This is a genomic window from Terrirubrum flagellatum, from assembly GCF_022059845.1.
In the GTDB taxonomy this organism is placed as follows: Bacteria; Pseudomonadota; Alphaproteobacteria; order Rhizobiales; family Beijerinckiaceae; genus Terrirubrum; species Terrirubrum flagellatum.
The window spans coordinates 376,320-389,927 of record NZ_CP091851.1; the positions used below are offsets into that span (position 1 = coordinate 376,320).

The 13,608-nt window shown below is 62.7% G+C and carries 15 protein-coding genes; 5 read left to right on the forward strand and 10 right to left on the reverse strand.

Going from position 1 to position 13,608, the window contains the following annotated elements:
• Positions 1-9: 9 nt before the first annotated feature.
• The 6 genes from L8F45_RS01850 to L8F45_RS01875 form a co-directional block, all read right to left on the reverse strand.
• Positions 10-804: an ABC transporter ATP-binding protein gene (locus L8F45_RS01850; RefSeq protein ID WP_342361182.1), complete on the reverse strand. Its 795-nt coding sequence runs from the start codon at positions 802-804 to the stop codon at positions 10-12.
• A 9-nt stretch (positions 805-813) separates the two neighbouring features.
• Positions 814-1,731, reverse strand: coding sequence for a nitrate ABC transporter permease (gene ntrB, locus L8F45_RS01855; RefSeq protein WP_342361183.1), 918 nt, complete (start codon positions 1,729-1,731; stop codon positions 814-816).
• A 38-nt stretch (positions 1,732-1,769) separates the two neighbouring features.
• A complete protein-coding gene (locus L8F45_RS01860; RefSeq protein WP_342361184.1) occupies positions 1,770-3,098 on the reverse strand; it encodes a CmpA/NrtA family ABC transporter substrate-binding protein in 1,329 nt (442 codons plus the stop codon).
• Between the two features lie 313 nt (positions 3,099-3,411).
• Positions 3,412-4,494, reverse strand: coding sequence for a CmpA/NrtA family ABC transporter substrate-binding protein (locus L8F45_RS01865; protein WP_342361185.1), 1,083 nt, complete (start codon positions 4,492-4,494; stop codon positions 3,412-3,414).
• Positions 4,491-5,075, reverse strand: a complete 585-nt coding sequence (locus tag L8F45_RS01870) for an ANTAR domain-containing response regulator (RefSeq protein WP_342361186.1) — start codon at positions 5,073-5,075, stop codon at positions 4,491-4,493. The genes L8F45_RS01865 and L8F45_RS01870 overlap by 4 nt, the downstream gene beginning before the upstream one ends.
• 83 nt (positions 5,076-5,158) lie before the next feature.
• Entirely contained in the window at positions 5,159-6,100 is a 942-nt protein-coding gene (locus L8F45_RS01875; protein WP_342363346.1) for a dihydrodipicolinate synthase family protein, read from the reverse strand.
• Positions 6,101-6,254: 154 nt separating this feature from the next.
• On the opposite strand from L8F45_RS01875, the gene L8F45_RS01880 reads away from it, so the two are divergent.
• Complete coding sequence (locus L8F45_RS01880) at positions 6,255-6,761, forward strand: GNAT family N-acetyltransferase (RefSeq protein WP_342361187.1); 507 nt, start codon at positions 6,255-6,257, stop codon at positions 6,759-6,761.
• A 63-nt stretch (positions 6,762-6,824) separates the two neighbouring features.
• On the opposite strand, the gene L8F45_RS01885 is transcribed toward L8F45_RS01880, so the two are convergent.
• Positions 6,825-7,127: a hypothetical protein gene (locus L8F45_RS01885; RefSeq protein ID WP_342361188.1), complete on the reverse strand. Its 303-nt coding sequence runs from the start codon at positions 7,125-7,127 to the stop codon at positions 6,825-6,827.
• Positions 7,128-7,493: 366 nt separating this feature from the next.
• On the opposite strand from L8F45_RS01885, the gene L8F45_RS01890 reads away from it, so the two are divergent.
• The 4 genes from L8F45_RS01890 (at position 7,494) to L8F45_RS01905 (ending at position 10,671) form a co-directional block, all read left to right on the forward strand.
• Positions 7,494-8,105, forward strand: a complete 612-nt coding sequence (locus tag L8F45_RS01890) for a LysE family translocator (RefSeq protein ID WP_342361189.1) — start codon at positions 7,494-7,496, stop codon at positions 8,103-8,105.
• Positions 8,106-8,449: 344 nt separating this feature from the next.
• On the forward strand, positions 8,450-9,604 hold the full coding sequence (locus tag L8F45_RS01895; protein ID WP_342361190.1) for a Rossmann-fold NAD(P)-binding domain-containing protein: 1,155 nt from the start codon (positions 8,450-8,452) through the stop codon (positions 9,602-9,604).
• A gap of 3 nt (positions 9,605-9,607) precedes the next feature.
• Positions 9,608-10,237: an HD domain-containing protein gene (locus tag L8F45_RS01900; RefSeq protein WP_342361191.1), complete on the forward strand. Its 630-nt coding sequence runs from the start codon at positions 9,608-9,610 to the stop codon at positions 10,235-10,237.
• Positions 10,234-10,671 carry a DMT family transporter gene (locus L8F45_RS01905; protein WP_342361192.1) on the forward strand — a complete coding sequence of 146 codons (438 nt, stop codon included), beginning with the start codon at positions 10,234-10,236 and terminating at the stop codon, positions 10,669-10,671. Before L8F45_RS01900 ends, L8F45_RS01905 begins: the two co-directional genes overlap by 4 nt.
• Positions 10,672-10,692: 21 nt before the next feature.
• Here L8F45_RS01905 and L8F45_RS01910 read toward each other — a convergent pair whose 3' ends face one another.
• The 3 genes from L8F45_RS01910 to L8F45_RS01920 form a co-directional block, all read right to left on the reverse strand.
• Positions 10,693-11,037 carry an MmcQ/YjbR family DNA-binding protein gene (locus L8F45_RS01910; RefSeq protein ID WP_342361193.1) on the reverse strand — a complete coding sequence of 115 codons (345 nt, stop codon included), beginning with the start codon at positions 11,035-11,037 and terminating at the stop codon, positions 10,693-10,695.
• 46 nt (positions 11,038-11,083) lie between these two features.
• Positions 11,084-11,983, reverse strand: coding sequence for a hypothetical protein (locus tag L8F45_RS01915; RefSeq protein ID WP_342361194.1), 900 nt, complete (start codon positions 11,981-11,983; stop codon positions 11,084-11,086).
• 229 nt (positions 11,984-12,212) lie between these two features.
• Complete coding sequence (locus L8F45_RS01920; RefSeq protein WP_342361195.1) at positions 12,213-13,520, reverse strand: TadE/TadG family type IV pilus assembly protein; 1,308 nt, start codon at positions 13,518-13,520, stop codon at positions 12,213-12,215.
• Between the last annotated feature and the right edge of the window lie 88 nt (positions 13,521-13,608).

Sequence of the window (13,608 nt, forward strand, 5' to 3'; positions counted from 1 at the left end):
AGGCGTCGATCACGCAGCCTCGACGTAGCGATGGCGCTCATAGAGGAAGCGCAGCACGCTCTCACGGCATTTCAGGTAGGTGGGATTCGACGCCACAGCGAGGCGCTCGCGCGGACGCGGCAGCGGCACTTCGAGAATGTCGCCGATGCGCGCGGCGGGTCCGTTGGTCATCATCACGATGCGGTCCGACAGCAGCACGGCCTCGTCGACGTCATGGGTGATCATGATCATCGTGTTGCGGAGGCGCGCATGGATTTCCATGATCGAGTCCTGCAAATGCGCGCGGGTCAGCGCATCGAGGGCGCCGAAGGGTTCGTCGAGCAGCAGGATCTTCGGCTCCATCGAGAGCGCGCGCGCGATGCCGACGCGCTGCTTCATGCCGCCGGAGATTTCGGCGGGCCGCTTGTCGGCGGCGTGCGTCATCTGCACGAGGCCGAGATTATGCATGATCCAGTCATGCCGCTCGGCCTTCGTCTTGACGCCGGAGAACACCTTGTTCACCGCGAGCGCGACATTGTCGTAGACGGTGAGCCAGGGCAGCAGCGAATGGTTCTGGAACACCACCGCGCGCTCGGGTCCCGGACTGTTCACTTCCTTGTTGTCGAGCAGCACCGCGCCTGCCGAAACCTGCGTCAACCCGGCGATGAGATTGAGCAAGGTCGACTTGCCGCAGCCGGAATGGCCGATGATCGAGACATACTCGCCTTCGTTGATGATAAGATTGATGTCTTTCAGAACTTCGGTGCGGTTTGAGCCGCGGGTGAAGCTCTTGTCGATGCCGTCGAGTTTGAGATAGCCGGTCATGTCAGTCCCTCAGCTCACGGAGACGCCGTGGGTGACCAGCCGCCCGATCGCCGCCACGAGGCGATCGAGGACAAAACCGACCACGCCGATATAGATGAGCGCCACGACGATGTCGGGCAGCCGCGACGAGTTCCAGGCGTCCCAGATGAAGAAGCCGATGCCGACGCCGCCGGTCAGCATTTCGGCTGCGACGATCGCGAGCCAGGACAGGCCGACGCCGATGCGCAAGCCCGTGAAGATGTAAGGCGCCGCGGACGGGATCATGATCTTGAAGAAGAATTCGACGTGATTGAGCCGCAGCACCTGCGCGACGTTGCGATAATCCTGCGGAATGTTCCTGATGCCGACGGCTGTGTTGATGATCACCGGCCAGATCGCGGTGATGAAGATCACGAAGATCGCGGACGGATGCGCGTCGCGGAAGGCTGCGAGAGAAATCGGCAGCCAGGCAAGCGGCGGCACGGTGCGCAACACCTGAAAGACGGGATCAAGTCCGCGCATCGCCCAGATCGACTGGCCGATCACGGCGCCGATGAGAACGCCGACGACGGCGGCGAGGCCGAAGCCGATCGCGACGCGCTGCAGCGAGGTCAGCACGCGCCAGCCAAGGCCGATATCCTGCGGGCCGTTGACGAAGAAAGGATCGACGATGAGGTCCTTCGCCTCGTTCCAGATCACGCTCGGCGGCGGCAGCGAGGAGCCGGCGCGGCCAAAGGCGATCTGCCAGATGAGCAGCAGGATCGCGACGACGATCAGCGGCGGCGCGACGTTGAAGACGACATTCTGCGCGACCGCCTTCAGTCGTGGCCCGATCGGCGGCTTCGGGGGATCAAGCAGAATGACGTTCTGCTCCTCGACGTCGGTCGTCGCGGTTTGCGCAGCAACGGTTCCGGTTCCCGAATTGCGTCTCAATGCAGTGACCGACATGACCCCTCGCCGTGAGATGAATGAAGAGAGCGCCGCGCTTACGCGACGCGCTTGATCGAAAGAGCCGCGAGATAGGCGGTCGGATTTTCAGGATCGAAGACCTTGCCGTCGAAGAAGGTCTCCTTGCCGCGCGAGTCGCCGCTTGCGGGATTGGCGACGCCGATCGCTTTCGCGGCCTCGGTCCAGAGGTCGGCGCGGTTGGTCTTGTCGATGAGGCCCTTGATATCGAGCGTCGGTTCGAATTTGCCCCAGCGCATGTTCTCGGTGATGAACCAGGCGTCGTGGCTCTTCCAGGGCCGCGACACCTCGCCATTCTCGCCCCAGAATTTCATCAACAGATTCGTGCCGGTCGCGGTGCGGCCATTGCCATAATTGATGTCGCCCTTGATGCGGCCGATGATGTCGGGAACGGGCACGTTGAACCATTGGCGACGGCCGATGATCTCGGCCATCTCCTGCTTGTTCTCCATCTTCTCGCACCATTGCTGGGCTTCCATGGTCGCCATCATGATGGCGAGCGCAGCCTTGGGATTGGCGTCGACCCAGTCGGCGCGCATGGCGAGCGCCTTTTCCGGATGCTTGAACCAGAGCTCGCCCGTGGTCAGCGCAGTGAAGCCGATATTCTGGTGGACGAGCTGTTCGTTCCAGGGCTCGCCGACGCAGAAGGCGTCCATGGTGCCGACCTTCATGTTGGCCACCATCTGCGGCGGCGGCACGGTGATGGTTGAAACGTCCTTGTCAGGATCGATGCCGCCGGCCGCGAGCCAGTAGCGGATCCAGAGATCGTGCGTGCCGCCCGGAAAGGTCATCGCGACCTTCACTTCCTTGCCGGCCGCCTTCTTCTTCTCGAACGCCGCCTTGAGGACCGATGAATCCTTCTGGACGTTGAGATCCTTGAATTCGTTGGAGACCGAAATCGCCTGACAATCGAAATTCAGATTGAGCAGCGTGTACATCGGCGTCGGCTGGTTGTTCTGCATCACCTTGCCGGTGGTGTAGAGATGGACCTTCGGGCGCAGGATGTGCGCGCCGTCGATGCCGTTCGCCTTCGTGCCGAGGGCGATGTTGTCGCGCGTCGCGCCCCACGAAGCCTGCTTCTGGATGTCCATGTCCGGCAGGCCGTATTTCGCGAAGAGGCCCTTCTCCTTCGCGATGATGAGCGGCGAGGCGTCGGTCAGCGCGATGTAGCCAAGCTTCGTCCCCTTCACCTCGGGCCCGGCGCCTTGCGCAAACGCGCCCGACGGAAACATCGCCTTTGCAGCGAAGGCCGCGGCGGCGGCGCCGGTCAGCTTGAGCAGCGCCCTGCGGCTCGCGCCCTCGCTGGAGAGGGTCGCCGCCTTCGTCTCTGTTCTGGCCTTCGCCTTCATGAACTTCGGTCTCCGCGGTGTGCCGCCATCGTCGCGCCGAAAACGAAAAGCCGCTGCACGGGCCCAGCTCTGCTCGGAGAACCAGACGCGTCAGCGGCGTTGCTGAACGGCCATCGTAAGAGGCGCGACGACCGTCATCATCGGCGGCTGTCATTCTCCTCCTTTCAAACTCCGTGCCAGTTTGGAAATCGGCTGGGGTGGAGAAAAGAGCGATTTATTTCAGTGCGATAGCCCCTCACTGCGAGGGCGCCCGAAATTTGTGCATCGCACAAGATTGAGGCGCGCGCCGTGAAATCCGGCGCCTGAAATCTGGTTAGAGGCGGACCAGCGGCGCCTCGCCGCCGCTTACGGCGCCAACGGCGCGCGCGAACATATCCGGCCGGAACACTTCAGCCGCGCGCGCTCTTTGCGCGGGTTCGGAAGGTGCGTGGCCCGCCGCGACCATGGCGTCGAACACCCAGTTGAAGCGAGCGGGAGTCGGAGCCAGCGCGTTTTCATCAAGACGCAGATAAACAGGGTCAATCCGGTCGGGCGCGCCGGCGCCCATCGTCAAACGGCCGACCAGCACGCGTTCGATCGCGCCGCCCGGCATGTCGAGCACGTCGGGCGCGGCGAGACTGCGGGCGAGGCGGCCGAGATTGCCGGGCTCGGTTGTCCAGCGCGCCGCATTGACGAGCGCGCGCATCAGCCCGGCAATCGCCGGTCCAAGCCGTTCGGCCTGAGCGGCGGGAATCGCGAGCATCTTGTCGGGACAATCGGCGACGAGATCGAGGCCGAAATGGAGAATCCGTCCTATTCCGCGCGCGGCGGCGAGACTGTTCCACGGCGCCCCGACGCAGAAGCCGTCGATCTGTCCCGACTCCAGCGCGCGCACCATGAAGGGCGGCGGGATCACCGTCAGCGGCACGTCGATGTCAGGCTTGAGACCGCCGGCCGAAATCCACTGCCGCAGGAGATAGTGATGCGTGGAGAAGGTGAAGACCATCGCAAAGACGGGCGGCGCGAGGCCTTTCGCGCGACGCGCCTCCGTCGCCTTTGCGAGCGCGCGCGCCGAGCAGGCGGGATCGGCGAGATCGCCCTCTGCGGCAGCCGCAAGCTCTTCATGCATGCGGTTCGAGACGGTGATGGCGTTGCCATTGAGATGCAGTCCAATCGGACAGATCATCGGCACGGTGAGATGGCCGAGGCCAAGTGAAGACGCGATCGCGGCCGGCGCGAGCATATGCGCCGCATCGAAGAGACCGACATGCAGCTTGTCGCGCAGATTGGTCCAGGACGCCTCGCGCACCAGCTTCAGATCAACGCCTTCATCGGCTGCGAATCCTTCGTCGCGCGCGGCGACAAGCAGGCCGATATCCATCAGCGGGATGAAGCCGACATTCAGCGTCGTCGTCATTTCAACATCTCCGACGCGGTCAGAAGCGCGCGGGCGACGTCGACCATCTTGCGCTTCTCGTTCATCGCGGTGCGCCGCAACGTCGCATAGGCCTCGTCTTCGCTGAGACCTTTCATCTTCATCAGCACGCCCTTGGCGCGGTCGATGATCTTGCGATTCTCGAGTTCGGATTTCGTCTGCTCCAGCTCCTCGCGCAATTTGCGGAAGGCGTTGAAGCGGGAGATGCAGGTGTCGAGAATCGCCTTCATGCGTTCCTTCTTCAGCCCGTCGACGATGTACGCGGAAACGCCGGCTTCGACCGACGCCTGAATCGATTCGCTGTCGGACTGATCGACGAACATGGTGATCGGACGCGCCACGGCCCGGCTCACCTGGAACATCTGCTCAAGCGAGTCGCGGCTCGGATTTTCGAGATCGATGACGATGACGTCGGGGTCGATGGCGGCGATGTCGCGCACCAGCCCCTGCATGTTCGACAGCACGGTGATGTCGTGATGGCCGGCGTCGCGCAAGCCTTCCTCGATCACCGCAGCGCGGAGCAGGTTCTCGTCCACGATCAGGATTTTCAGATCGGCAGACATCGATCCTGACATTGTGCCCTCATGGCCAAAGGGCCAAGCAACTTGAGGGCCAGCCGCGCCCCTCCGCTAGGGAAGGCTCCCCCTCAGGCGGCGAGCAGCGATCCCGCGCGCTTGTCGAAACGGGCGAGGCGCGTGAGGAGATAGTCCACCTCCGCCTTCGCCGTCACCGAGAGCGGCGCGCCCGGCCGGCGCTGGGCGTCATGGGTCAGCACTCCGCGGCGCATGAGCACATATTTCCGCACCGCAAGGCCGACTCCCATCTGCTGTTCATAGCGCAGCAGCGGCAGATGCGCGTCGAACAGGTCATGCGCCTTGTCGCGCTCGCCCGCCTTGGCGAATTTCACGACGTCGATCAGCATTTCCGGGAAGGCGTAGCCGGTGTTCGAGCCGTCGGCGCCGCGCTCCATCTCGAAATCGAGGAAGAGGCCGCCATTGGCGGTGAGGATCGAGAGAGGCCGCAGCGAACCTTCGCTCTGCCACTTCCGCAGCGTCGAGATCTTTTCGAGCCCCGGCCAATCCTCGTGCTTCAGCATCACGCAGGAGGGATTGTCCATGACGATGCGCCTGATGACGGCGGGCGTCATGACGACGCTGGTCAGCAGCGGATAATCCTGGATGACGAAGGGCACATCCTTGCCGATCGCCTCGATCGCCTGCGCGTAATAGCCGACGATCTGGTCGTCCGTGCGCAGCGTGTTCGGCGGCGCGATCATCACGCCGGCGGCTCCGAGCTCCATCGCGCCACGGGCCAGCGCGCGCATGGCGGCGAAGCCCGGGGCCGAGACGCCGACGACGACAGGCAACCCTTCGACGGCCGCCACGCAGGACTTCACCAGCGCGATCGATTCCTCATGTTCGAGCTTGGGCGCCTCGCCCATCATGCCGAGGATGGTGACGCCGGTCGCGCCGATGTCGCGATACCAGGAGAAGAGCCGCTTTGCGCTCGCCCAGTCGATTGCGCCGTCGGGCAGGAAGGGGGTCGGGGCGATGGGATAGACGCCGTTTGCGTCGGTTCCGAAAGTCATGGCTCCGGGTGTCATGGCGGCTCCGCATGCGAAAGCGTGGCCGCTGGTCGCATGATGGGGCCGGGGACGCAACCGTCGCCGGCGCATAGGCTTTCTCGGCTGCGGCCATGCCGGTTCTTGACAGACCGTCAGCCGGCTGACTGAACGGCGCGCCATGGCCGCGCTCTCGCTCGATATCCGCCCCGAACTCCCCGCTGACGCCGCGGCGATCGAGCGCCTGCATGAGCGCGCCTTCGGCCCCGGGCGTTTCGCCCGCACCGCGTTCCGCGTGCGCGAGGGAACGCAGCCTTATCGACCCGCCTGCTTCGTCGCCTTCGTCGCGACGCTGATCGTGGGTTCCGTGCGCGTATCGCCTGCGAATGCAGGCGGGGCGAAGGTGCTGATGCTGGGGCCGTTGACCGTCGATCCCGCGTTCGAAGGACGCGGCGTCGGATCGATGCTGATGAGGGCTTCGATTGATGGCGCGAAAGACGCGGGCGAAAGCCTGATCTATCTCGTCGGCGACGAGCCTTATTACAGCCGCTTCGGCTTCAAGCGCGCACCGGCGAAAGGCGCGGCGTTGCCCGGCCCCGTCGATCCCGCGCGTTTTCTGGTTCTCGAATTGAAGGACGGCGCGCTCGCCGGCGTGACAGGCGTGATGCAGCCGTTACGGCTTGTTTGAATTTCATCTCGCGACGATCATTTGTGATCGTCGCGAGACGAGTCGATTACGGGCAGATCGTGATTATTGGCAGATCTGCACGCGCCGCCAGGCGCCGTTCACGCGCGCGCGAGCCGGGTAGCAATCGCGCATTCCAACCGCTGGCGCGCCGACGACAGGCGCCGGCTCGTCGTAATAGGCGCGGTTTTCGGTGACGGCCACAGGCCGCGCATTCGCCGCCGCTGCGCCGAGCGCCAGACCGCCGACACCGGCCGCGACGAGCCACGGCACGAGGACGGCCGGATGGGCCGAAGCGGTGTTTGGGGTCGCAGCGACGCCAAGCGCCATCGCTGCGCATGATGCGAGCGTCACAAGAGTCTTTCTCATGATCGGGACCTCCGATGGTTGCAGTTCGCATGGCCGGCCCCGCCATTTCAGCGTTTCGGGTCAATGGCCATCACGGTTGCTCAACGCGCGAGACGGGGGATCGCTACCGAAATCGGCGCTTCCAAATGCGGAAAGCTTGGGGAATCTTTGCGGAGCAACTGTGTCGCAGGCGTCGTCACCCGAAGACAAAGTCTGCGATCACAAGGAGTTACAGTTCCCGAGGCAAGCTCGATTGCAATATTGCGCAACATGATGTGATCGGCGATTTTCCGGTTGCGCCGCTGGCTGAGTGGACAATTCTCCAGCGCGGCAAACGCGGTTCATCATCAGCCGCGCGGACAATGCGTTTTGATTAGGGAGCATGTGATGACGTTAGCGGCTTTTCTCGCCTATGCGCTGGCGCATTTTCTCGCGGCTGTGACGCCAGGGCCTTCCATGTTCGCGGTGATCTCGACCGGCGTGTCGCGCAGCGCGCGTCTTGGACTCATGGTCGGCGTTGGCGTCGGACTTGGCGACGCGCTGCTCGTCACGCTCGCGCTTCTTGGCCTCGCCGCTTTGGCGACGGTGTTCGGCTGGGCTTTCGCCATCGTGAAGTACGCTGGCGCCGCTTACCTCATCTGGCTTGGAATCAAGATGTGGCGCGCCGCGCCGCAAGCAGCTGCGCAGACGGAGGCGAGCGCCGGCGGAGGCCGCGCCTCCTTCATGCTGGGCGCCGCGATCGCGCTCGGCAATCCCAAGGCGATCCTGTTCCATGCGAGCTTGATGCCGCTCATTCTCGACATGCATGCGCTGACTTTGGTCGACTCGCTCATCATTATCGCAACCGTCTTCACCATCAATCTCGTGGTGATGGGCTTCTACGCTCATCTCGCGGGCGGCGCGTCGCGCTGGCTGAGATCGCCTTCGCGCCTGCGCATCGTCAATCGCGTGGCGGGCGCAGCGATGATCGGAACCGGCGCGGCGATCGCTGCGCGCTAGATCACGCCGCATTTTGATTGAATCAATCAAAACGCGGGAACGTGATCGATTCCAAAAGTTTAGAGTATGGCCTTCGCAGAGCGAACGCTAGCGTTCGTCGCGGAAAACCGGTTTCCACTTTTTCGCGCCATGCTCCAAGTTTGCCGCGCTCGCGAATTTCAACAGACCGGCGCGCAGATCGCCATGGGAGCGATTTGCACAAGCGCGATCGCAAGTCGGCTATGGCGCTGAGCCTGTCATAATCAGGAGTTGTCGCCGCGACCCCGGGTCACATCAATGCAATATTGCCGGACCAGAGTCGATAAACATCAAACACGATGTTCTGTTTGATAAAGGGCAGGGCGATGAACGTTGCTCGGATCGTGCGTGTCGAGACGCCTGAAGATCGCCCGCTCGGCAATGTCAGACATTTCTTCGACAGGATTCGCGCGGGAACGTCAGGCGCGCGTTCGAACGTTGTGCTGGTGTGTCACGCCATCGGCAGCCTGCCGCCGTTCCTTGAGGCGATGCGCGAGATTTCGGACATATCGGGAATCCTTGTGAAGCCGAAATCGGCGCAGCCGGACATTCTGCGGCGCGTGTCACGATTCCACCACACCGAGATCCTGTCGCGCGAGATCTGCGACTCTCCGCACAAGACGAAGGTCTTGCTGGATGGGATGACCGCCGGCAAGGAGACGATTCTCGTCGATATCGGCGGTTATTTCAGCCATGTCCCGGAATGGAAACGTCAGGGGCTTCTCGGCAATATCAGAGGCATCGTCGAGGACACCGAAAACGGCCATCAGCGCTATCTCAAGGCTGATATCGGCGATATGCCTGTCGTTTCGGTCGCCCGCAGCCAGACCAAGCGGCTCGAGGATTGGTGGGTCGGCCGCGCGATCGTCTTCTCGGCGGAACGGCAATTGCGTCATATTGGCGAGACGTTTCACGCCAAGCGCATCACCGTGCTGGGGTTTGGAAAGATCGGTTTCAGCATCGCCGACACCTTGAAGCGCCACGGATATGACGTTTCGATCTATGATATCGATTCCTGCAAGCGGGTTCTGGCGAAGTGCCTGAACTACGCCATTCCCGACCGGACGCGGGCGGTCGCCGGCGCCGACATCATCTTCTCCGCGACCGGAAATCGCGCTCTGTCGCTTCAGGATTTGCGCGCCAAACGAAAGACGACCTTCGTCTTTTCGGCGACGTCCGCGGACGACGAATTCGACATCGATTTCGGCGACGCCCATAAATCCTTTGGCGAATTCTGGAAGTTCCCGAATCTTGGCGCCGAGAAGACGACTTTCTTCGCCAACAAGGGAAACGCCATCAATTTCGTCGATGGCGGGGAAATCGGTCGTTACGCCCATATGGTCCAGTCGGCGATCATTCATGGCATCGATGTGATCCTTTGCGGGGAAACGACGCCTGGCGCCATATCCGAACTGACGGATGCGCGGGAGCAACTGATCTCATCGGCCTATCTCGACGAGTTCGAGCAAGACGAGTTCTAGTCGATGGATCTCGAAGAGCGTCTTGAAGAGTTTGTGCGAACGCGCGCCGGCATCGATCCGGCGCACGACGTCCTTCACACCAAGCGCGTCGTCGAAAACGCCAAACGGATCGGACGACAGGAAGGCGACTTCAACCTTCGGGTGGTGCTTGCGGCGTGCTGGCTGCACGACGTCATGATTCCGGAAAAAGACAGCGAAATTCGCGCTTCGTCGTCGGTTCATTCCGCGGCTGTCGCAGCCGAGCTGCTGCAGGGAGAAGGGCTGCTCGACGTTGAGGAAATCGAGCAGGTCCATCACGCGATCGCGGCGCACAGCCCGTTTTCAGGGACCGCGCCGGAGACGATCGAGGCGAAGATTGTGCAGGACGCGGATCGACTCGATGCGCTCGGCGCGGTTGGAATCGCGCGCTGCTTTGTCGTCGGCGGCCGCTTTGGCGCGGCGCTCTACAATGAAAGCGAGATCATCGCGGAAAAGCGCGAGCTCGATGACAAGCGCTATATTCTGGATCATTTCTACAGCAGGCTGTTCAGGATCGAGGACGCCTTCCTCACCATGAGCGGGCGGCGCGAAGCGGCCGAGCGCGCTGAATATATGCGCCAGTTCATTGCGCGCCTGACGCAGGAGGTCGGATGATCGTCGGCGCGGTGATGGCGCTGGCGCTCGCCGCGGCGCTGATTGTGGCCCAGGGACAGCTTAACGGCGTATTGCAGACGAAAATCGGCCTGATCGGGACGATCTTCTGGTCCCACATCATTGTCGCGCTGATTGCAGCGCCGCTTGTCGTCTATTTCTATCAGAACATCGCCGAAAGCGTCAGATTGCGCCTCTTCGATGATGGCCAATATCCGGTTCTGATCGGCGGGGTGATGGGGATTGCGATCGTGCCAGCGATTGCGTTCGCGATTCCGGTAATGGGCGTCAAGAACGCGTTCTTCTGTCTGGTCGTGATGCAGATGGCGTTCTCGATCGGGCTGGAATGGCTGGTCAATGGAGCCGCTGTCGGGTTGCGCGATATCGCCGGCTTCGGTCTTGTCGGCGTCGCAGGCTGGCTCCTCATTCTTCGCTGAGCACGACGGCGGGACTGGGCTTCAGCCCTTGCGTCCGACAAAGGCCAGCGCTTCTTTCGCCAGCGGCAGCCAGAGCTTCTCGCGGCCGGGCGTGATGACCACCCATTCCTTCATGGCGCGGCCATGGCCGGGATCGAAGCGGACGCCGTCCTTGGACGCGATCAACTGGTCGACGCGGTCGCGCGGCAGCTTCAATGTGAAGCCTTGCTTGGACAGCATCGCGAATATCTTGTCGCCGGTCGTCAGCGCATCGGCTCCGAAACCCTTCTTGCCTTGCAGGCCGATGGCGACGCCGGGCTCGGCGCGCAGGCGTTCAACAAGTCGCGCGTAGCTTTGCCCGATTGTCGCTGCAGAGCTCGCCATCATGAAGGTCTCCGGGGCGCGCGAAGTCTCGCGCTGTGATCGCCGGGGTTCAATCCCCGCCGCCGCCTCCGTCGCCTCCGCCACCGCCGTCCCCTCCTCCGCTGTCTCCGCCTCCGCTGTCGCCGGCGGCGGAGTCGAAACTCGAATCCAGCGATTCCATGCTGGCGCTCATGGAATCAAAGGCGGCGGAGTCAAACGAACTCCAGTCGAACGCGCCTGACACGTCGAGATGTTCGCCGCCTGCGCCCGATGTCGATGTATAATCCGGCGAGCTGTAATCGGAGGAGCTCGACGAAGATGAACCGCTCGATGATGAATCATACGATCCGCTGTCGGAGTTCGAACCCTGCTGCTGCCGCATGACATTGCCGAGCTGAGCCAGATGAGGTTGCAGATCGGGCACCAGCAGGATCAGGCCGCCCAGCGCCACCGCCATGGCCGCGGCCTTCTTCGGATCGGTGTCGAGAAAATCCGGAATGTCGCGCGCCTGGGCGATCATTGCCTCGAGGCGGCTGCGCTGCATCTGGCCTGATGGCGTGAGTTCGTAGCGGCGCCGCTTGAACACGAGCAGGAACGGCTTGACGACCTCCTGCATCAGGCCGCGTGCGATCAGGCTGGGCGCGACGAAATTCCTGATGAAGAGCTGGAAGTTCGAACCATATTCGCGTTTCGCATTGGCGACGAGATGCGACATCTCGACCGGTTCGACATAGCGCACCATGGCGATCAGCGAGGCCGCGTGCGGAGGCTCTCCCTGCGGTTGACCGTTCACGCGCAGCTTCACGGCCTTCATGGTCATGCCGAGCAGCTTGCGCGCGGTCTCCTCGAGCTTCAGTTTGCGCTCGGCGAGCAGGGCCATCAGCGTGACCTTCACCGCGTCGCGGCCCTGTGGCCTGTCGGGCGCGAGCAACAGCATCGCTTCGGCTGGAGACAGCGCGCTGCTGATCATAGGACTCTCCCCGATAAGCGCGCGGCGACGCGCGCATCCGCCATCATCGCAGTCTTGCGGGGGGAGGCGAGGCGCCGCCTGTGCGTTGGCGCACAGAGCGGCGCTAGATCACGCCGCATTTTGATTGAATCAATCAAAATGCGGGAACGTGATCGATTCTAAAAGTTTAGAGCATGGCTATCGCGAAAAACCGGTTCCCACTTTTTCGCGCCATGCTCTAGCTACGATCTCAGTTGGTCAGGCGCGCCTGCGCGACCGCCTTCTGGAAGAGCGCCGTCATAGCCTCCGAGACGCCCTGCGTCGGGCTCACCTCGAAATAGAGGCCGGGAGAGGCGCAAGCCTGCATGTTTGTTCCAATCTGGCTCTGGAACGGCGCGATCCAGTCATTGTACCATTTGTTGGTCGGCAGCGGCAGATAGGTTGTGTAGAGCACGGCGATCTTGACGCCGCGGTCCCTGATCGTCTTGCAATTCGCCGCCGTCAGCGGCTCCTGGCAGCGCCCGTTGGTCGTCGTCTTCGTGCAAGTCGTGGGATAATAGGCGTCGGCGACGCCGTCGGACACGAAGAAGAGAATCTTCTGCGGCGAGGCCGCCGTCGAGCCGTCGCCCGGCGCCGGAATCAACTTGTTCATCGTCGCGAGCGCGCCGTCGAGATCCGTACACTGGTCATTGTTGTAGTTCTGCTTCGGGATCGTCATCAGGTCGATGTTGTTCGACTGGCCCTTCGCCGAACTCATGTTCGATGTCAGGGAGACGACGTTAGGGGTGTTGAGCGAGGTGCAGCTCACGCCGAACGTGTTGACCGACATGCGGAACTGGCCCGAGATCGAAGCCGTCGCGTCGGCTGTGTCCATCAGGTTCTGCGTCGCGGTGCGCAGCACGTCGATGCGCATCGTTACATTAAGCTTTTTCGCAAGCTTGTAGTAATTCTTGGGGTCGGACAGGTCGTGACATGCGAAAGCGCATTTGTCCGACGTGTTCGCCACCATGGTGTTGATATCGGCCGTCGTCGCGCCGACGCCCATGGACGGCGAATTGTCGAGAAGCAGATAGAAGTCGATATAGGCGGGCAGTGAAGATGACGCCGTCGCCGTGCCGGCGATCGCGATCTGCGTCATGCCGATCACGCCAAGGAAGGTCGTCGGCATCGTCGCCGTGTACTTCATGACCGCGGTGCGCACGAGCCCGTTTTCGGTCACCTGAGCCGAGAAAGAGGCGACGGTCGCCGGCGCGATGTCAGCCGACTGAGCCCGGAAGATCGCTGTGGCGCCCTGCTGCGCGACGGCGGTCGTCTTGGTGAGCTCGTTCTTGCCGACTGCGAGAAGGGCCGCAGCATCAACGGCGGCGTCCAGCTTGGTCTTCGTCGTCGCAGCGCTGGTGTAGTCGATCGCGGCGCCGATGCCGATCAGCAGGGGCACCGCGGTCATCGCGAACATCAGCGCAGTCGCGCCGCTTGTGTCGCGACCCCATGCGCGCGCAGCGCCGGCGATCGCGCGAAGCGCGGCGATGGCGGAGGCTGGCGACATCCTGAGCGACATGAACCGGTCCGGTCAACGAATGGATCGGCACGGATTGCCTTGAATCCCTCTAATGTTTTGCAAATTGCATCGCAGAAAGAGGCGCCTT

Coding starts and splice junctions, on each gene's coding strand:
- L8F45_RS01850 (WP_342361182.1), bottom strand. CDS start 804: ATGACCGGCTATCTCAAACTCGACGGCATCGACAAGAGCTTCACCCGC.
- ntrB (WP_342361183.1), bottom strand. CDS start 1,731: ATGTCGGTCACTGCATTGAGACGCAATTCGGGAACCGGAACCGTTGCT.
- L8F45_RS01860 (WP_342361184.1), bottom strand. CDS start 3,098: ATGAAGGCGAAGGCCAGAACAGAGACGAAGGCGGCGACCCTCTCCAGC.
- L8F45_RS01865 (WP_342361185.1), bottom strand. CDS start 4,494: ATGACGACGACGCTGAATGTCGGCTTCATCCCGCTGATGGATATCGGC.
- L8F45_RS01870 (WP_342361186.1), bottom strand. CDS start 5,075: ATGTCTGCCGATCTGAAAATCCTGATCGTGGACGAGAACCTGCTCCGC.
- L8F45_RS01875 (WP_342363346.1), bottom strand. CDS start 6,100: ATGACTTTCGGAACCGACGCAAACGGCGTCTATCCCATCGCCCCGACC.
- L8F45_RS01880 (WP_342361187.1), top strand. CDS start 6,255: ATGGCCGCGCTCTCGCTCGATATCCGCCCCGAACTCCCCGCTGACGCC.
- L8F45_RS01885 (WP_342361188.1), bottom strand. CDS start 7,127: ATGAGAAAGACTCTTGTGACGCTCGCATCATGCGCAGCGATGGCGCTT.
- L8F45_RS01890 (WP_342361189.1), top strand. CDS start 7,494: ATGACGTTAGCGGCTTTTCTCGCCTATGCGCTGGCGCATTTTCTCGCG.
- L8F45_RS01895 (WP_342361190.1), top strand. CDS start 8,450: ATGAACGTTGCTCGGATCGTGCGTGTCGAGACGCCTGAAGATCGCCCG.
- L8F45_RS01900 (WP_342361191.1), top strand. CDS start 9,608: ATGGATCTCGAAGAGCGTCTTGAAGAGTTTGTGCGAACGCGCGCCGGC.
- L8F45_RS01905 (WP_342361192.1), top strand. CDS start 10,234: ATGATCGTCGGCGCGGTGATGGCGCTGGCGCTCGCCGCGGCGCTGATT.
- L8F45_RS01910 (WP_342361193.1), bottom strand. CDS start 11,037: ATGATGGCGAGCTCTGCAGCGACAATCGGGCAAAGCTACGCGCGACTT.
- L8F45_RS01915 (WP_342361194.1), bottom strand. CDS start 11,983: ATGATCAGCAGCGCGCTGTCTCCAGCCGAAGCGATGCTGTTGCTCGCG.
- L8F45_RS01920 (WP_342361195.1), bottom strand. CDS start 13,520: ATGTCGCTCAGGATGTCGCCAGCCTCCGCCATCGCCGCGCTTCGCGCG.